Annotated in this window: 17 protein-coding genes; 8 read left to right on the top strand and 9 right to left on the bottom strand. The window is 63.2% G+C overall.

The features are described from left to right. Positions 1-48 precede the first annotated feature (48 nt). From sctC to HV796_RS23870, 9 genes are all read right to left on the bottom strand, one after another. Positions 49-1,740, bottom strand: coding sequence for a type III secretion system outer membrane ring subunit SctC (gene sctC, locus HV796_RS23830; RefSeq protein ID WP_175228965.1), 1,692 nt, complete (start codon positions 1,738-1,740; stop codon positions 49-51). 279 nt (positions 1,741-2,019) lie between these two features. Further along, complete coding sequence (gene sctT, locus HV796_RS23835) at positions 2,020-2,838, bottom strand: type III secretion system export apparatus subunit SctT (protein WP_175228966.1); 819 nt, start codon at positions 2,836-2,838, stop codon at positions 2,020-2,022. Next, positions 2,835-3,338: a hypothetical protein gene (locus HV796_RS23840; protein ID WP_175228967.1), complete on the bottom strand. Its 504-nt coding sequence runs from the start codon at positions 3,336-3,338 to the stop codon at positions 2,835-2,837. Before HV796_RS23840 ends, sctT begins: the two co-directional genes overlap by 4 nt. Then, on the bottom strand, positions 3,335-4,714 hold the full coding sequence (gene sctN / locus HV796_RS23845) for a type III secretion system ATPase SctN (RefSeq protein ID WP_175228968.1): 1,380 nt from the start codon (positions 4,712-4,714) through the stop codon (positions 3,335-3,337). The genes HV796_RS23840 and sctN overlap by 4 nt, the downstream gene beginning before the upstream one ends. After that, positions 4,707-5,528, bottom strand: a complete 822-nt coding sequence (gene sctL / locus HV796_RS23850; RefSeq protein WP_175228969.1) for a type III secretion system stator protein SctL — start codon at positions 5,526-5,528, stop codon at positions 4,707-4,709. The genes sctN and sctL overlap by 8 nt, the downstream gene beginning before the upstream one ends. Next, a complete protein-coding gene (locus tag HV796_RS23855) occupies positions 5,513-6,271 on the bottom strand; it encodes a type III secretion protein HrpB4 (protein ID WP_175228970.1) in 759 nt (252 codons plus the stop codon). Before HV796_RS23855 ends, sctL begins: the two co-directional genes overlap by 16 nt. A 42-nt stretch (positions 6,272-6,313) precedes the next feature. Next, positions 6,314-7,126, bottom strand: coding sequence for a type III secretion system inner membrane ring lipoprotein SctJ (sctJ, locus tag HV796_RS23860; protein WP_175228971.1), 813 nt, complete (start codon positions 7,124-7,126; stop codon positions 6,314-6,316). Positions 7,127-7,175: 49 nt separating this feature from the next. Further along, entirely contained in the window at positions 7,176-7,571 is a 396-nt protein-coding gene (locus tag HV796_RS23865) for a type III secretion protein HrpB2 (RefSeq protein WP_175228972.1), read from the bottom strand. Between the two features lie 77 nt (positions 7,572-7,648). Beyond that, positions 7,649-8,236 (bottom strand): HrpB1 family type III secretion system apparatus protein, encoded by a 588-nt coding sequence (locus HV796_RS23870; RefSeq protein WP_175228973.1) that lies wholly within the window; start codon positions 8,234-8,236, stop codon positions 7,649-7,651. Positions 8,237-8,465: 229 nt separating this feature from the next. Between HV796_RS23870 and sctU the strand changes: the two genes are divergently transcribed. The 8 genes from sctU (at position 8,466) to HV796_RS23910 (ending at position 17,299) form a co-directional block, all read left to right on the top strand. Beyond that, a complete protein-coding gene (gene sctU / locus HV796_RS23875) occupies positions 8,466-9,539 on the top strand; it encodes a type III secretion system export apparatus subunit SctU (RefSeq protein WP_175228974.1) in 1,074 nt (357 codons plus the stop codon). Positions 9,540-9,553: 14 nt separating this feature from the next. Beyond that, complete coding sequence (gene sctV / locus HV796_RS23880; RefSeq protein ID WP_175228975.1) at positions 9,554-11,653, top strand: type III secretion system export apparatus subunit SctV; 2,100 nt, start codon at positions 9,554-9,556, stop codon at positions 11,651-11,653. Positions 11,654-11,661: 8 nt separating this feature from the next. After that, positions 11,662-12,342, top strand: coding sequence for a type III secretion system protein SctP (sctP, locus tag HV796_RS23885; protein ID WP_175228976.1), 681 nt, complete (start codon positions 11,662-11,664; stop codon positions 12,340-12,342). Positions 12,343-12,432: 90 nt separating this feature from the next. Beyond that, positions 12,433-13,767, top strand: a complete 1,335-nt coding sequence (gene sctQ, locus HV796_RS23890; protein WP_175228977.1) for a type III secretion system cytoplasmic ring protein SctQ — start codon at positions 12,433-12,435, stop codon at positions 13,765-13,767. Then, a complete protein-coding gene (sctR, locus tag HV796_RS23895; protein ID WP_175228978.1) occupies positions 13,751-14,401 on the top strand; it encodes a type III secretion system export apparatus subunit SctR in 651 nt (216 codons plus the stop codon). The genes sctQ and sctR overlap by 17 nt, the downstream gene beginning before the upstream one ends. 9 nt (positions 14,402-14,410) lie before the next feature. Further along, a complete protein-coding gene (gene sctS, locus HV796_RS23900) occupies positions 14,411-14,674 on the top strand; it encodes a type III secretion system export apparatus subunit SctS (RefSeq protein ID WP_175228979.1) in 264 nt (87 codons plus the stop codon). Positions 14,675-14,720: 46 nt separating this feature from the next. Continuing rightward, positions 14,721-15,869 carry a hypothetical protein gene (locus tag HV796_RS23905; protein WP_175228980.1) on the top strand — a complete coding sequence of 383 codons (1,149 nt, stop codon included), beginning with the start codon at positions 14,721-14,723 and terminating at the stop codon, positions 15,867-15,869. 182 nt (positions 15,870-16,051) lie between these two features. Further along, on the top strand, positions 16,052-17,299 hold the full coding sequence (locus HV796_RS23910) for a type III secretion protein (RefSeq protein WP_175228981.1): 1,248 nt from the start codon (positions 16,052-16,054) through the stop codon (positions 17,297-17,299). Positions 17,300-17,312 lie beyond the last annotated feature (13 nt).

Below are 17,312 nucleotides of genomic sequence, written 5' to 3' on the forward strand. Positions count from 1 at the left end.
CACCGTTTTCGCTTTGCCGCTGCGGCCAATCCCGATCAGTCGCTTAGGTCAAAGGTCGAGCACCTTTGGCGAAACCAGAAAGAGCCTTTGCATATGCGACTTGCTGTTCGACGAACTGCGGAACAGCGCGCCCAGCAATGGAATCCTGGACAGACCCGGTACACCGGTGACTCCATTCGCGTCGCTATCGGCGCTATAGCCTCCGATCAGCAAACTCTGCCCCGGGTGGACAAATGCCTGGGTATTGATCTCGCTGTTCGTCACGACCGGAATGTTGTCGACCTGTTGTCCGGTCAGTTGACCATCCTGAACATTCACAACGAGTTTGATGCGTGTCAGGTCGCCGTCGTCCACCACCATCGGCAACACGCGCAGCGACACGCCTGTCGAAACCGCATAAAGGTCCGCGGACGCGAAGCCCGATACGCGCACATAGAACTTCGTCTTGTTGTTCATGATCGCCTCGACGTTATCGAGCGTCGCCACGGTCGGCGTCGCTTCGATCTTCGCCTTCGCGGTCGCCGCCAGCGCGTTGATGCGGGCGATGAAATGGTCGCTGTCGCCGACTACGGCCTGCAGGCCGCCCGGCAAAGTCTGCCCCGGAGCGCCTCGGCTCGCTACGAGGAAATTGTCTCCTCGCGCACTCCAGCTCACGCCCAGTTGATTGAGCTCATCCGAGTCGATCTCGAGGATGCTGGCCTGAATCTCGATCAGCTTCGGCTTGCGGTCCAGCTTCGCGATCAGCGGATCGTACTGATCGATGCGCGCAGGCGTGTCTCTGACCAGCACCGAGTTTGTCCCCGGGTCCGCCTGAATGATCGGCAAACCCGACCGTCCGTTCGTGACCGAATACCCATCGCCTTGCGTCTGCCCGCCGTCCTGCGACCCGGACGAAACGCCATTGTCGCCGCCTCTGCCTGCGAGACGCGCAATCAACGCACTGCCGGCGCCGGGCGCCGTGCCGATCGACGCATCGTCGCCCGCCGGCATATTAGGCGGCAGCGGCGGATACAGCGACGACGGACGGCCGCCCTCGGTGCTGCCGCTCACGTCCGCGCTCGGCGCCACCCGCTCGACGCCGGGCGCCATGCTGGCGGTACGCGTTGCGCCGTTGTCGGGGCCGCCCTGCCTCGGGTGATAGATGCCGGTCAGGATCGACGCGACGCCCGGAATCGTCACGTCCTTGCCGTCCACCTGCATCGTATGATCGGCCGCCCAACCGTTTCGCAACTGGAACACCCTCACCACCGTGCCGATCGACTGCAACGCATTGTCCTCGACTTGCTGCGCAATCTGCGCCACCAGCTTCACATACTGCGGCGGACCGTTGACCAGCGCGGTATTCGAATCGGCATCGTAGATGACGGGAAAACGCGAGTCGACCAGCCCGAGGTTTTCCAACGCCGTGCGTAAATCCTGCGGGGGCGCGTGCGAGAAATGCAGGATCTGATACTTGACCTCGTTCGCGCTCGAAATCCACAAGACCCGGCCGTCGTAAAACCAGACAAAGCCGAACGACGACGCCAGCGTGTCGAGGAACCGCTGCGGCGATACGTCGAAGTTGCCGGTCACGGACCCTTGCACGTTGTCCGCCACCGACGCGACCACCCCCTGGCTTGCCGTGAAATCGCGCAGTACGTCCTTGAGATTCTTGCCGTCGACGGCCACATGAACCACCGAGCTGCGCCAGTGAACAGGCGCCGCATATCCGGCAAGACTATGACCCAGGAGCACCAGCATGATGGCGCACGAACCGAAAAACACTTTCATTTTTCTTTAGGCGACGATGGAATGAATCGGTTGACGACGCATCGAATTGATCTTTACCCCGGCTATGCCGCCTTATGCCGCACATCTCATTGCGATCATTCTCCAGGTGCAGTCGACTGAATTATCCGGAAGCGGCCAGTCTATATTGCTTAGATGACCGATCCGATATCGCAGCGAAGCCTCGCCCGCCTCCGCGAAGCCGTCTGATGAATCTTCGCCGGTACGCGCGAAGTCACGAACACTGCGTGTCTAACGTTGCGTGGCATCTGGATGAACCAGCAACTGCATCTGTTTCGACAGATCGCGCAGCGTAATCTGATCCTTGACCTGATCGATAAACAAGCCTGCAAAAAGCGCGAGCAGCAAGACGGTCACGGCTCCTTTAACGGGCTGGCTGAGCGACATCAGGTCGAGCTTCGCCGCCGACCGCGTCGCGAGCGCGAACGCGAGGTCGATCAGGACCAGCGCGAAGACAATCGGCGCCGCGAGCTTCACCACGCCCTGCATCAACGAATCCGTCTGCCGGATCACGAACGATTCGATGATGCTCGACATGTCGGGATGCGCGGATGCCAAAGGCCACCACTGATATGACTGATAAAGCGCGCCAAGCAGAAACGTCATGCCCCCGAGGCTCCAGAACGCCATGATCGCAATCTGCTCGAGCAGCGTCGAAGTCGGCGTCGACTGTTCGCTGCTCAGCGGATGGGTCAACTGCACATTGTTATAGCCGGCCAGATCGTCGATATACGCACCGGCCGCCGTCGCCACCCAGAAAACGATTGACGCCGAAAAACCCAGCACGAGTCCGATCAGTCCCTCGCGCACGGCGAGTTCGAACAGCACGACACCATGCAGCGTATCGAGCAACGCAGCCGGCTGGCCGTACGCGACATACGAGCTGAACAGAATCACGATCGCGTTCTTGACCACGCCTTGCAAGACGCCGTCGGCAGTGGGAGGCAACATGACCATCATCACATAGAGGCGCAACGAGCACACGCCGATCAAGGTCAGATAGCCGTCCAGCACGCTGGACACCTGCGGAAGGGTCGCCAGCGCGTTCATGCGATACCCCGTTGCCGGGTCAAACGCGCGACCGCGGCCTCCAGCGCTTCATCGTCGGCGGCGTCTTGCGCGCCCGCGTCGAGTTCCTGTGCAATCCTCGTCGAACGCTTGCCCAGCAGATCCTGCCGCACGTGATTCGCGCTGATCTTGCGCTGCGTCTGCGCGATCGCTTGCGCGCATGCATCGAGCGCCTGTTGCTGTTGCTCGAGCTGCGCCAGGCAGGCGCGATGGCGTTCAGCCAGTGTTTCAATGTACTGGCGGCACATATTGAATGCTTCGAGTGAAAAGGCCTCGGACCCGCAGACCATCGCCTCCATTCTCGCGTGATGCGCCTGAAGGGCCGCAGCCTCGACGGCCACCGCGTTCGCGCATGCATCGGTTCGCGTCCGTTGCGCGGCATATTCGCCGCGCTGCCCGTCAAGCACGCGGCGCAACGACGTATCGAGACGTTCGCGGCGCTGCCTCGACAGCCGCAATGCATGGAGGCGCCGGTCTGTCATGCCTGGCTCGCGACGACGCTAAAGAGATGCGCCCAGGTCTCGTTCACGTCGACGCGCTGATCGGTCGGTTGCGACAGAAACGCCCGGATCGCATCATGCCGGTCGATCGCTTCATCCGCGGTCGGGTTGCTGCCCGGCTGATATTCGCCCATCTGCAGCAGCATTTCGATCTCGCGATACTTCGCCATCAGCTCTCTCAGACGCGCGGCGGCACGCGCATACTCGGGCGGCACCACGCGCGACATCACGCGTGACAGGCTACCCAGCACGTCGATTGCCGGATACTGGTTGCGTGCGGCGATTTCGCGCGACAGGATCATGTGGCCATCGAGAATGCCGCGCACTTCTTCCGCCACCGGGTCCGCGGCGCTCTCGTCTTCGGCCAGCACCGTGTACAACGCGGTGATGGAGCCGTGCGGTTCATCGGATGCCCCCATGCCGGCGCGCTCCAGGAGGCGCGGCAACTCGGCGAAGATCGACGGCGGAAAACCGCGCCTTGCCGGTGGTTCGCCAGCCGCGAGTGCGATTTCGCGAGCGGCGCGCGCAAAGCGCGTCAACGAATCCATCATCAGCAGCACGCGCCGGCCTTCCGACCTGAAGTGCTCGGCAATCGCGGTTGCCGCGTAGGCCGCTTTCATCCGTTCCATCGACGAGCGGTCGGAGGTCGCGCAAACCACCACCGAGCGCGCCATCCCATCGGGGCCGAGAATCTCGTCGACGAATTCGCGCACTTCGCGGCCGCGTTCGCCGATCAACGCGATCACATTGACGTCGCATTCCGTTCCGCGCGCGAACATGCCCATCAAGGTGCTCTTGCCGACGCCGGCCGGCGCGAAGATGCCCATCCGCTGTCCTTCGGCGAGCGTCATTAACGCGTCGACCGCGCGCACGCCGGTCGGCATCGCGGCATCGATCGGCCGTCGCTTCATCGCATCCGGCGCCGACGCGAATACCGGCCTGCTCGCTGTTGTCACGACTGGCGCGCCGCCATCGATCGGCCTGCCAAGGCTATCCACCACGCGACCCAGCAACGCGTCGCCGACGCCGATTTCAAGCGGACGCCCCAGCGACATCACACGCGTCGAGCGTGAAATACCCGTGAGCGCCGAAAATGGCGAAAGAAGCGCGAGATCGCGTGTGAAGCCAACCACTTCCGCATGCTGAACTTCGGGGCTCGCCGGGTTGGTCAGCTCGCACTGCTCGCCAAGCGAGGCGTCGAGACCCGCCACCTTCACGAGCGTGCCCACCACTTCGACCACCTTGCCGGTGCGCACGCGCGTCGAGGTCGACAACAACTCGCGTTCGATGTTGTCGGTAAAGCCGTCGAAATCCGCCGCTGCCTGGGAGCGGCCCTGCGTCGTGCGAACGTCACTCATCGGGCGTTACCGATTGATCGACGATCGATTCGCCATCTTCCTCCGGCGCGGCACGATCATGCGGGTTCTCGTGGCTCGCGGCCACCTTGCCTGCGCGCTTTAGCGCGCGCGTCACCGCGTCGCGCATCGCGCGCAACTGCGTGTCGAGGCTCGCGTCGATCGTGCCGAAATCGGACTCGCAAATACAGCTGCCCGGCTGCAGCCCGGGATCGGCGTTCACATAGAGCGGAAACGCCTGTCCCAGTTCACGCCAGCGCGCGCCAAGCCGGGAAAACGTCAGCTGTGCACCGGCCAGATCATCCGGATGCACAGTGACGCGTACATAGGCCGCGCCGTCCGCGATGCGATCGATGTCCGACAACGCCCGCTCGAACAGCAATTCGCGCTTCTCCACCTTGACGATCTGCTCGACTGCGGACGCCACCACGCCGGCAAGCCGCGCGCGCATGCGCTCCTGCACCTCCGCGTGTGCGCTTTCGGCCTGCGCGAGGCGTTCGAACCATTCGGCAAGCGCGCGTTCGGTGCCGGCTCGATAGCCGCGTTCCGCCGCCTCCGCGTGGAGGCGCCGCGCCTCCTCGAGCAACGCACGCGCCTGCGTCTTGCCGCTCGCGATCACGCGTGCCGCTTCGGCGCGTGCGGCATCCAGAAGCGTTTCGCGGTGTGCCTCGAGCTGCTGGTAACACTGATCGACGTCCACCAGCGCGGCAAACTCTTCGGCGCGCACGATGTCCGCTGCGGCGCCCACGCGCGCGCCGAGCGTGCCGTCTTGGCCGTCGGTGTCCGCGAGGCGCGGATGTCTTAGCCAAATAGCCATGCCCACTCCGGCAGCCACTGCGCCAATCCTTCAAAGACTCGCGCCGTGCCGCGCTTATCCGCTTGCGGGTTCGCGGCGCTCAACCAGTGTGGCACGGTTAGCGCATGCGGCAACGCGTACCTCAGCACCTGCAACACTTCGCCCGCCGCCGCGCCGACATCACGCTCGATTAGCGCGAGGCCTTCCGCGCATAGCGCCTGCGCGTCGAGATCGGCTAGTGCTGGCGCGCCGAAGCGCATCTGCAGTTCCGCCATGTCAGGCGAATCCGACGCATAAGGACTATTCAGCAACATGTCGAGACGCACACCGGCCCACTCCGATAGTTGCACGCGCACCCGCTTGTCGATGATCCGGCGCGTTTCGGTCCGCCGGAACCACAACGCGCGCATGCGCAGGATCTGCAAACCCGTGGGCGGCGCGCAAACGTCGAGCAGTCCCGCATTGAGTCGCACGCCTTCCGCTCCGGTCTGCGATACGGGTTCCGTCCATGTGTGCGCCGAGGATGGGTTCACGATCCCCGCATAGCGACACAACGCCAGCGAAACGTTGCGCACGGCCTGGTTCGACGCGCGGGAAATTGATGTTGTCCACCGGTCGAACTGTGCGTCGTCGAGTTCGAGCAACGCCTGTATGTGCGACGGGTGCATCCAGTGCACCGCGTTAGACAGGTTACGCGCGTGCGCCTGAAGCGCGGACGCCATGCGCATGAACGGCAGATCGGCCGGAACGCTCGTGACGGGCATACGGGCAGCGTATCGCAAGGATTCAACCGCGCGGACGCCGCATCACGCGGCCGGCGAGTTACGCCGCAAACGGCGCAACTGCGCTGTCAGCAATGTCTTGACCCGCACCCAGCCATGCACGGGGCCGTCGGCCTCGCCGCCCGCGCGCAACCTACGCTGCGCGAACACAGTCAGCACAAGCGCCACGCCAACGCACACGGCTGCGATCAGCGCGGCCAGCCACGACGGAAAACCGCGTGTCTCACGATCGAGCGCCACCACGTTGACCGGGTCGGCCGGCACGGCCGTCACGCTGACCTGGTCGTAGGTGAGCCCCTCGACGCTGTGCATGACGAGCGTCTTGATTTGCGGGACCAGCGCGCCGATGTCCGAGTCCGGCCGGTACTTGATAAAGACCGCCGCGGACGAAGGCTTCGCGGTCTGCGCAAGCGGATCATTGTTGGGCAGAACGATCTGCACGCGCGCGACCAGTACGCCATCGATCTTGGAGAGCGTCGCCGACAGTTCCTGACTCATGCCGTAAATGAAGCGCACACGCTCTTCGGTCGGCGTGGAAACCAGGCTGTCCTTTTTGAACAGCTCGCCGAGGTCTTCGAAGTTCGCATGCGGCAAGCCCGCGCTGCGCAGAACCTGCATCGCCTGCACCATGTCGCCGTTCTCTACCTCGAGCGACCAGGTCTTGCCGTCATCCGGCGTTTCCTTCGACGCGCTCACGCCGTGTTCGAGCAGCGCGACCACCATTTCGTTCGCGTCCTGCTCGGACAGTTTTCCGTAGAGTTCTTTTTTGCAGCCGCCCAACAACGAGCAGACCGCGAACACGCAAACGATCGAAGCGCACCGCTGACGAGACAGCATGGTCCGGACCCCGTGAAGTTCCGCATTGGCGCGCGCCATACCGGCGCGGCTATTGATTCTTCATTAGCGTTTCGACCGCGGATTTCGACGATTCGACAACGCCCATTTTGCCCTGCAAATTGAGTTGCGCGCTCGACAACTCCATCATCATCTTCATCGTTCCCGCCGATATTTCACCCAGCGATAGCGTCGGCGCCGCCTGAATGAAGTCCTGCATGTCGGTCACGGTCTTCTGCAGCTCGGCGTCCTGGACCGCAAGCGCCTTCGACACGGTTTGCATGCCGTCGCCGGCCGGTTCCACTGACGCAGCCGTCGGCGACTTGTCCATCATCGCCTGAAACTTGTCCGCGAGTTCCGTGCTCGTCCCCGACGAAGCTTGGCCGGAATCTTTCGATAGCGATTCCATCAGCGCATGGAGCTGTTTCGCATCAACGTTGACCGTCATAAGTCCTCCCCTGATGGACATTGCTTTTGCGCGGCGCCGGCATCGGCGCCGCGCACGCCGCGTCTCCTTCGCACGTGTCAGACACGAATGAATGCGTGCTGCTGCGCCGTCAACGCATCCTGAACAGCGGTGCTGCCGGATTTCGATGCGCGCGCCGGCTCGTCAGGTTGATCGTCAGTCATCGCTTGCAGCGCCGTTAACGACTCAGGCGTAACGAAGTCGCCGCCCAGCTTGCTCGAGCGCACCGCGGCCAACATGTCATTGCGCGCCACAACAGCGAGCACCAGCGACTTCACGCTTCGGCTCGATGCGCTTGCGAGCACTTCATCTGCGTAGTTGCGCCAGCTCGGGTCGCCCGTCGACGAAAGACTGAATGTCAACAGAGCCTTCGCGTAACTGAAATTCGGCACCCGCTCGACCACCGAGTGCAACACGCGGACGGCTTCGGGCCACTGACCGCGCACGACGTGCAGGAGACCGTCCAGCGTTTCGAGTTCCACCGTGTCGGGACGCAACACATGCAGCGCTTCGAGTATCAACTCAAGATCTTCCTGATTGACCGTGGTCTTCGGAAAATCTTCCATCAGCGCCGTCGTTGCCGTTTCGATCATGCCGCCGATGACATCGGGGCTGCAATTCAAGTAATCAGGATGCGTGCTCGCCATCGATGCGGCTCCTGCGTAAGAGAGTGGTTAGCGCTTTGCCTCGCAGGCTCAATTCGCTCATTGCCCACAACATAGCGCCGCTCAATACGATGCGCGGGCGACGATACGAAGCGACTCCATTCCAGCCGAAGAAGCGCTCTGACTTTCGTCGGTGTTTCAGCTACCTTCGCCTTACCGACCTGATGTCATCGAGCATGTTCGCTAAACATTCATCATCCGGCCAAACACCATGAGCGACGACAAGACCGAAGCACCAACTGAAAAGAAACTCAGGGATGCGCGCGAAGAGGGGCAAGTCTCGCACAGCGCTGATTTCACAAGCGCGGTCTCGATGGCAGTACTCGTCCTTCTTCTTGCAATCGGGTCAAGCACACTCATCGCGCTGATGAAGCAACTCGTCAGCAGTCCACTCTCTTTCGCGGCCGGAGACCGGTCGGGCGCTGATCTCGCATCGCATCTATACGATATAGGCATCGACACCGCGGAATGCATCCTCCCGGTCGCCTGCGCCGCCGCGCTCGGCGGCATGCTCGCGTCGATCGGCCAGGTGGGATTCCAGATTACGATGAAGCCGGTTGCGCCGAACCTGTCGAACATCAGTCCTGCTACCGGGTTCAAGCGGATCTTCGCCACACGGTCGGTGATCGAGCTGGCAAAAATGATCCTTAAGGCCGCAATCGTGACAACGGTGATGTGGTTCACCATCAAGTCGCTCATCCCGCTGATGGTCGCATCGCTGTACCAACCACCGCAGGAACTTGCGACGTCGTTCTGGTCGCTGCTGCTCAAGTTGCTGATATTCGCGACGATCGTGTTCTTCCTGATCGGCGCGGCCGATGTCGGCATTCAGAAGTTCTTCTTCCTCAAACGCTTGAGAATGAGCAAAGACGAAGTCAAGCGCGAGTACAAGCAGAGTGAGGGCGACCCTCGCCTCAAGGCGGAACGCAAACGCCTCGCGCGCGAGCTCATCAACTCCCCTCCGCCGGCCTCGAAGGTCGCCCGTGCCGACATGGTCGTCGTCAATCCGACGCACTACGCGGTAGCCGTGCGTTATGCGCCCGATGAGCATCCGCTGCCACGCGTGATCGCGAAGGGCACGGCCGAACAGGCTGCGATCTTGCGCCGCGCCGCACGTGACGCGCAGGTGCCGATCATCGGCAATCCACCTGTGGCCCGCGCGCTCTATCAGGTCGGCGTCGATCAGCCCATTCCGGAGGAACTGTTCGAAGCCGTCGCGGCGATATTGCGCTGGGTCCAATCGATTGGCATGAAAAAAAACCCTTCGAACGAATCGGCCCATTGAAGCGAGTTGCCGCCATGTCTCCACTGAAAACCCTGAAACTTCCCGCCGGCGGCGAAATCGGCGTTGCCGTGCTGATCGTCGCGATCATCTCGCTGATGATCCTGCCGCTGCCGACTCTAGTGATCGATGCGCTGCTCGCCATCAACATCGCGATCAGCGTCACGCTGCTGATGATTACCCTATATGTACCGAGCGTGCTGTCGCTTTCGGCATTCCCGGCGTTGCTTCTTTTCACGACGCTATACCGGCTTTCGCTGAACATTGCTTCCACCAAGTCGATCCTGCTTCACGCCGAAGCCGGGCACATCATCGATAGCTTCGGGCAACTGGTGGTGGGTGGCAACCTCGTCGTCGGCCTCGTCGTTTTCGCGATCATCACCACGGTCCAGTTCGTGGTGATCGCGAAGGGCTCGGAGCGGGTCGCGGAGGTCAGCGCGCGTTTCACGCTCGACGCGATGCCCGGCAAGCAGATGAGTATCGACGCGGACCTTCGCGCGAATCTGCTAACGGGCGAGCAGGCCCGCCTCAAGCGCGCTACGCTGGCCATCGAAAGTCAGTTGCACGGCAGCATGGATGGCGCGATGAAATTCGTGAAGGGCGACGCCGTTGCCGGCCTCATCATCACGATGATCAATATAGTGGGCGGCATCGCGGTGGGCGTTGCCTATCACGGCATGAGCGCCGGCGAAGCGGCGAACCGGTTTTCGGTGCTCTCGGTCGGCGACGCGATGGTGTCGCAGATCCCTTCACTGCTGTTATCGGTGGCGGCCGGCGTGATGATCACACGTGTCTCGGACGAACGTCAAAGCAAGCAGAGTTCGCTTGGCGACGAAATTGGCCGCCAGCTGGGTTCGAGCACGCGTGCGCTGTACTTCGCCGCGGCGCTGCTGGTCGCGTTCGCCGCCGTGCCCGGCTTCCCGGTCCTGTTGTTCCTGCTGCTTTCCGCCACGCTCGCGTTTTCCGCGTACCGGCTCAGCCGCACGGGGGGAGCCGAACGGCAAGGTCAGGAAGGCGAGACGCTGCGCGCGATGCAGCGCTCGGGCGCGAAGGTCGACGTTCCGGCGATTCTTCCGCAGGCTCCGCAGTTTACGTGTCCGCTCGGCGTGCGCATCGCGCCCGACCTCGTCTCACGCCTGACGATGATTGCGCTCGACAGGGCGTTCCAGCACGAACGCGCGCAGCTTCAGGAAGAGCTCGGCCTGCCGTTTCCGGGCATCACGATGTGGAGCCACGCGATGCTCGAGCCCGGATCATGCGAAATTCTCGTCCACGATGTGCCGCAGTTCCGCATTGCGTTTCCGGCCGGTAAAGTGATGTTGCCTCTCGCGCCCATCGCTTCGCCTTCGACCGGCGCGGCGCAGGACGAAGCGCTCGCCACACTGATCGAACGCAGCGAGGCCGGTCCACCGATCGACACGAGCGGACGCGCGACCCACTGGATCAATGAGCGCGAAGCGACGCCGAAAGCCACCGTATGGCGTGCCGAGCAGATCATCGCGTACGCGTCGATCAGCCAGTTGCGCCGCCATGCTGCGCTCTTCCTCGGCATCCAGGACGTGCAATGGATTCTCGATCAGCTCGGCAGCGAGTTTCCAGGGCTCGTCGCTGAAGTCCAGAAGGCATTGCCCGTGCAGCGGATCGCCGATGTATTGCGCCGGCTGCTCGAAGAGAATATTTCGATCCGCAATGTGCAATCGATCATGGAAAGCCTGATGACGTGGGGCCCGAAAGAAAAGGACCCGTTGATGCTGACCGAGTATGTGCGCGGCGACCTCGCGCGCTTCCTCGCGCATCGTGCGACCAACGGAAGTGGCACGCTTGCGGCAGTGCTGTTCGATCTGCCCGTCGAACAGCACATCCGGCAGGCGATCAAACAGACGCCGACCGGCAACTATCTCGCGCTGCCGCCCGAGGACGTCGCGATACTCACCGACAAGATCCTGTCGTTTGTCGGCACGGCGCCGCGCAGCGGCGTCGCGGTGATCACGTCGATGGATATCCGCCGCTACGTGTGCCGCATGATTGAAAGCCGGATCGGCTGGTTGCCGGTGTACTCGTACCAGGAACTGGGTGGGCACGTCGAGTTGCAGCCGCTCGGTCGGGTTGCCATCTAGTTGAATCGATGACGTCCGGCTCAGGTCACAAGTTGCGCGTCGCGTCGATCCTCCCCACCGCTGGCGACGCGTATGGGAGTGGCAGCCCGGCGGCCAAACGCACACGCGGGTTCGATTATGAACGTCTGCTGCGCGGGCCCGCACCGGTGCACCGGCCGCTGCAGCGGATCGAACGCCGCACCGACTTCGACCCACTCCCGCACGCCGCAGGCGACGCACCCGCCGACGAAACGCCCGAACCTCGCGCGCTCTCACCGGATGCCGCGTCCCCGCAACCGGAGGACGCCTCCGCGGCGGCCCGGCACAGCGCCGAGCTTGCGCAGCACACGCTGCTCGGCAAGCGGATCGCGGATGCGGCCGCGCCGCTGATGTCGGCGTTGGTCACACACGATCAGCAGGCGGTCGAACTCGTCGGCAGGCTTGCACGTGGCATCGCCGCCTTTTGCGGCGATGCCGCGGTGGTGGAGGCTGGCCATTGGTACGCACAGGTCCCGCTCGACGCGAGTGTCTTGCCGAACACGACGCTGTATCTGGCGCTTTCGCCGTTCGTTCTCGAACTTCGGTTCGATGCGGATTCAATCGAAGCGAAACAATTAATCTTGAGCCATAGTGCAATGCTGGAAGCAGAACTGAATGCTGTGTTGCGCGCGTGGGGTGAACCCCGCATTGTCGAACTCACGGTGTCGTAACACACAAACACCCCACGCATGGCAGCCGACCCTGCTTGTCGCGCAAACATAGCGCGCCCGAGCCACCCAGATCCCGATCCGACTTCCGTCATGCTCTCCCGCCCGGATGATGCGCTGCATGCGAGCGCGCAACCGGAGCGCGGTCTTGACGCTATTGTCGGTGGTGTTTCGACGCTCCAGCCAGGTTCCGCGCGCCCGGCAAAAGATAGTCGCGCAATCGCGACCTATCGACCGCACGCGATCGATTCGGGGGCCGCAAAACTTTCCCAGTTCATCTGCGATGAACGGATTGCTCGACGCGCACGCGAATCGGGTGTGCAGTTGTCGCTGCTCACGTCTTCCTCGATCAGTCCGGATCCGATGCCGTTCATCGGCGACCCGGCATGGCTCAAGATCTCTTTCCTGCAGGCGCGCAGTCCCTCGCAACGGGCCTATGCATGGGTCGGGGTCGATCTCGAGCGCCATCTCGAGCTGTCCATCGCACTGCAAACGCTGACGCGAGCGCCTTGCATCGCCGCAACCGGTGCGCGCACGGCGGCGGCCCGCAACGCATTGATTGACGCCGTTGCCAACGTACTGCTCGAGCCGTTTCTCGTCGGGCTGCGCGAATTCGGCTTCGCGGATGCGCGACTCGATCACATCGAGCCTGGCCGGCTCGCATCATCCGGCGCCATCTCGCCCTGCGCACTCGCCGTATCGATCGAACAGCATGACGACGACATGCCGCTGCGCCATGAGGTTCAGCTCGCCCTGTCGCGCGATGCGTGGCGATGCGTCGAAACGATCGCGTCGAGTGAGCCGCCGGCGCGTGCTTTTGCCGATCTGCGACTGCCTGGGCGCATGGTGATCGGCACGAAGCGAATCGCCATTCAAGCGCTACACGAACTCAAGTCGGGGGACGTGCTGCTGCGCGCGTTGTTTCCATCGTTCAACGCCGGCTCACTGAGCCGCCCTGCTGACGATGCCGACGCCGACCCACGCGCTCGCCACGACGCTCGTGCGGTCGCCGCGTGGGGCACGCCGGGCCTCAAACAGTTTATCGCCGCCGTCGCAGTCAACCCTCATTCGCTGGTGATCGAGAAGGAGCCGCACGTGTCAGAAGAATTCCCGCCCGCGCAGGCCAGCGCGGACGTCGCCGGCGAGGCCGCCGGGGAACCGGTCGCCATCGACGAATTCGAATTGCCGGTGCAGTTCGAGATCGATACGGTCGCGATGTCGATCGGGCAACTGTCGTCGCTGCGCGCGGGCTACGTGATCGAATTGCCCATACCGTTCGCCGATGCCCAGTTGCGCCTGGTCGCGCATGGCCAGACGATCGGCTATGGTGAACTCGTGACAGTAGGCGAGTACCTCGGGGTACGCATCGTGCGGATGGCGCATAGCCCGGGCCATGCGCGAGAGGATGGCGATGGTTCAATTCAGTGATCTGACCGGGCTGCTGATCATCATCGTTTCGATCAGCCTGCTGCCCTTTGTCGCGATGGTCGTCACCTCGTACGCGAAGATCGTCGTGGTGCTGGGCCTGCTGCGTAACGCCCTCGGCGTGCAGCAGGTGCCGCCGAACATGGTGCTGAACGGCATTGCCATTCTCGTGTCGGTGTACGTGATGGCGCCGGTCGGTCTGGAAGCGGCGAAAGCCCTCGAAAACCAGCAACTTTCGTCGCAATCGTCGCAGGCGTTATTGCAGGCGTTCGGCGCCGCACGCGAACCGTTCCGCGCATTTTTGATGAAACATGCGCAGGAGCGCGAGAAACGCTTCTTCCTGCTGTCGGCATCGCGCGTATGGCCCAAGGAAGAAGCGGACCAGTTAAGGGAGAACGATCTGATGGTGCTCGCGCCGGCCTTTACGCTGACCGAGCTGACCGACGCATTCAAGATCGGTTTCATGCTGTATATCGTGTTTATCGTGATCGACCTGATCATCGCAAACGTGCTGCTCGCGATGGGTCTGAATCAGGTCACACCGACCAACGTCGCGATCCCGTTCAAGCTATTGCTGTTTGTCGTGATGGACGGCTGGTCGACGCTGATTCATGGACTCGTGATCACCTATCGTTGAAGGACGCTTATGTCGATCGACACACTGATCCAGTTTGCAACGCGTGGCATGCTGCTTTGTCTGAGCGTGTCGCTGCCCGCGGTGATGGTCGCCGCACTGGTCGGGCTGGCCGTTTCGTTCCTGCAAGCCATCACGTCGATGCAGGATCAAACCCTGCCGCATGCGGCGAAACTGATCGCTGTGACGGTCACCATCATGATCGTGGCGCCGGTCTCGTGCGCGGCCGTACTGCGCTTCGCAAGCGACATGATGAACCAGGCGCTGCCGCAATAGCGCTTTTTTTCAACCGCAATCTCCCCTATCGGGAAGGCGTATTCCGATGAGCCGGATCGACTCGAATCAAGCCGCCGCGCAAGCAGCTGAAGCGCAACAAGCCGAACAGGCGCAACGCGAACGCGCCGCGCATGCGCATCACGGCGAAAAATCCGCGGCGCTCTATCGCGGCACGACGCTGTTTGCGCACGGCAGCGACGCGGCGCATGCGGAGATCCAACATTCGCTCAAGGCCAAGAAGATGCTCGCGAGGCTGTTCCGCCGACGCGCGATGCTGCGCAACGAGTTGAAAGCGGCCGCAGCGGGCAAGCTGCGTCCAGCGGCGCTCGCGCCACATCATGACGAGCGGCCGCGCGTGGCGCGGCCGCCCGGATCTCGTTTCGCGGGGCTGAACAACGAACATGCTGACCGGCGCGTCAGCCCGGGCGACGGTGAAGAGCACGACGAGCAGGACGAGCAAGGCGGCGGCGGACAGCAACGCGACGGTGGTGGAAACAGTGGTGGGAACAACGGCGGTAGCAGCGGCGGTAGCGGCAGTTCGGGTGGCGGCCAGGGACGGGACGGACAGCACGGCGGACAGCAACGTGATTCGCACAGCGACGATCGGTCTGCCGTGACCTTTGCCGTGGCGAAAGGGGTGCGTGGCGGCGGACGCGGCGCGGCGGCGCCTTCGCGCCTCGGCGAGGTGGCCGCACAGTTCAGCGTCGCGGGGACGGAGAAATCTCGCGCCGATGCGGTACGGTTGGAGTCGATCGACAATGTGCTGGATCTTGCCGATGCGTTGCGGGCCAATCCGCGGGCGCGCGTTGACGTGGCCATGATCGACCACTCGATCGCGCTGCGGTCGATCGAGCGGGATATCGGCCGCTTGCCGCCGGCTGGGCTCGGTGCATTCGTCGAGCGTGACAAGGCACGCCGCGCCGGACCGAAGCAATCCGTCGGGGGTTTCACTCATGCCGCACCGCCCGGCGCAAACAACGACGAAGAGCGGGCGTCAAGGGTGTTCGCCCTGCTCCCGTTACTCGCACTGAACGGCGACCGGCCATCCCCTCCTTCGCAACTCGACAGCTCAATCGCCGCCTCCCGCTCAACGCGTGCCGCCCTGCAGCAACGGCAGTCAGCGGATGCAACGGCCCCAACCGAGACTGCCGCGGCGCCGCGGTATCCCCACGTGAGCGGCCCCGGGGCACTGTGAGCGCACTGTTGCACGTTGCATCGGCAACCAGGTCGGTTCGCGCAGGTGGAATCGTGTTCGGCTCATCATATGAATGCGCTGCACAGCGCTCTATAGTGTGGCGTTGCTTGCAAGCGATACAAACACTCCGCGAAACCGGCGAATAAGCTACGACCTCGGCACGGCCTTACCAGCCCAATCCAATGAAAAGCCTTCGAATACTGACCGGCCATCATGCCGGCGCTCAAGTTCGGCTTACTCCGGGTGTGCATCGCATCGGCACGGATGAAGACGCCGATATCCGTCTGACGGACTGGCTCGAATCGGACGCGCTGCTCGAAGTGGATGATGCCGCCGTCGTACGCATCAGACGCGCCGATGCGCAAGCGCATCCGGCTGCGGATGGCGCACAGGACGATGGCATGGACGAAGCGGTGATTCTCACCGATTTTGTCCCTATGCAATTCGGCGAGATGGTGCTCTGCGTTGGACCGGACGCGGCAGTCTGGCCATCGGACGTGGAAATGCTGTCGACACTGCTGGCGAGTCCGGTGCGACAGGAACTCGCGTCGGTCCGGCAAAAGCAGCGACAGTGGCGCAAGCTCGTGATCGTTGCCGGCATTGCCGCGCTCGGTGCCGTGGTGGTGGGCGGCACTCTGTTGAGCACGATGCAGTTGAGCAAAGCGGCCAATCCGCACAACCCTGCTGAGCGCGCGCAGCAGGTTGCGCAAGCGCTGTCGCAAGCGCATTACACCGGTTTGCACGCGCAAGCGATCGGCAACGCGGTCATTGTGACGGGCATCGTAGGCACACCTGCCGATGATGAAGCGGTCCGTGCGTTGCTCGCGCGCAGCGCGCCATTCCGCGTCGATCGACGCTACGACGTTGCACTGTTTGACGAGCGCAGCATCGAGGATTCGTTGGGAATTTCCGGCGTTCACGCGAAATATATCGGTGACGGTCGATTTGCGATCACCGGGGAAGTCGCGGCAAAAGGCGAGCTCGAATCGGCACTCGCAAGAGTTCGCTCGGACCTGAGCCCGAACGTCCGGCAGATCGAAGTGCGTGCGACCGAAACCGCACATGCGGCGCGCGGCGACTCGCAAAAATACTCGGAGATGGTCTCGGCTGACGACGTCGAATACGCCGAGACGCCGGACGGCGTTAAACACATCTTTGCGTTCGAGCCGGCCACGGAGGCTTCGGGGCCGGAGGCAGCGTCGGTGCCTGTGGACGCTTCGGCACCGCTGCAGGCGTCGGCGGCTGCGCCAGCTTCGGCGGCGCGGGTCGCCGGCGCGTCCCTCCCCGTCGCGCCGTCTCCCGCGTCCACCGCATCGACACCTGGCGCGGCGATGTCCAAACGCGGCATGCCGGGCAACACGCAGACAAACGCACAGGCTACGAATGCGGACGGAACCCTGCCGGACGGAACGCTGCCTCTGCCGCACTGACGCGCCGGCCGGG

This window comes from Paraburkholderia humisilvae (assembly GCF_902859855.1).
Classification (GTDB): domain Bacteria; phylum Pseudomonadota; class Gammaproteobacteria; order Burkholderiales; family Burkholderiaceae; genus Paraburkholderia; species Paraburkholderia humisilvae.

Coding starts and splice junctions, on each gene's coding strand:
- sctC (WP_175228965.1), bottom strand. CDS start 1,740: ATGCTGGTGCTCCTGGGTCATAGTCTTGCCGGATATGCGGCGCCTGTT.
- sctT (WP_175228966.1), bottom strand. CDS start 2,838: ATGAACGCGCTGGCGACCCTTCCGCAGGTGTCCAGCGTGCTGGACGGC.
- HV796_RS23840 (WP_175228967.1), bottom strand. CDS start 3,338: ATGACAGACCGGCGCCTCCATGCATTGCGGCTGTCGAGGCAGCGCCGC.
- sctN (WP_175228968.1), bottom strand. CDS start 4,714: ATGAGTGACGTTCGCACGACGCAGGGCCGCTCCCAGGCAGCGGCGGAT.
- sctL (WP_175228969.1), bottom strand. CDS start 5,528: ATGGCTATTTGGCTAAGACATCCGCGCCTCGCGGACACCGACGGCCAA.
- HV796_RS23855 (WP_175228970.1), bottom strand. CDS start 6,271: ATGCCCGTCACGAGCGTTCCGGCCGATCTGCCGTTCATGCGCATGGCG.
- sctJ (WP_175228971.1), bottom strand. CDS start 7,126: ATGCTGTCTCGTCAGCGGTGCGCTTCGATCGTTTGCGTGTTCGCGGTC.
- HV796_RS23865 (WP_175228972.1), bottom strand. CDS start 7,571: ATGACGGTCAACGTTGATGCGAAACAGCTCCATGCGCTGATGGAATCG.
- HV796_RS23870 (WP_175228973.1), bottom strand. CDS start 8,236: ATGGCGAGCACGCATCCTGATTACTTGAATTGCAGCCCCGATGTCATC.
- sctU (WP_175228974.1), top strand. CDS start 8,466: ATGAGCGACGACAAGACCGAAGCACCAACTGAAAAGAAACTCAGGGAT.
- sctV (WP_175228975.1), top strand. CDS start 9,554: ATGTCTCCACTGAAAACCCTGAAACTTCCCGCCGGCGGCGAAATCGGC.
- sctP (WP_175228976.1), top strand. CDS start 11,662: ATGACGTCCGGCTCAGGTCACAAGTTGCGCGTCGCGTCGATCCTCCCC.
- sctQ (WP_175228977.1), top strand. CDS start 12,433: ATGCTCTCCCGCCCGGATGATGCGCTGCATGCGAGCGCGCAACCGGAG.
- sctR (WP_175228978.1), top strand. CDS start 13,751: ATGGTTCAATTCAGTGATCTGACCGGGCTGCTGATCATCATCGTTTCG.
- sctS (WP_175228979.1), top strand. CDS start 14,411: ATGTCGATCGACACACTGATCCAGTTTGCAACGCGTGGCATGCTGCTT.
- HV796_RS23905 (WP_175228980.1), top strand. CDS start 14,721: ATGAGCCGGATCGACTCGAATCAAGCCGCCGCGCAAGCAGCTGAAGCG.
- HV796_RS23910 (WP_175228981.1), top strand. CDS start 16,052: ATGAAAAGCCTTCGAATACTGACCGGCCATCATGCCGGCGCTCAAGTT.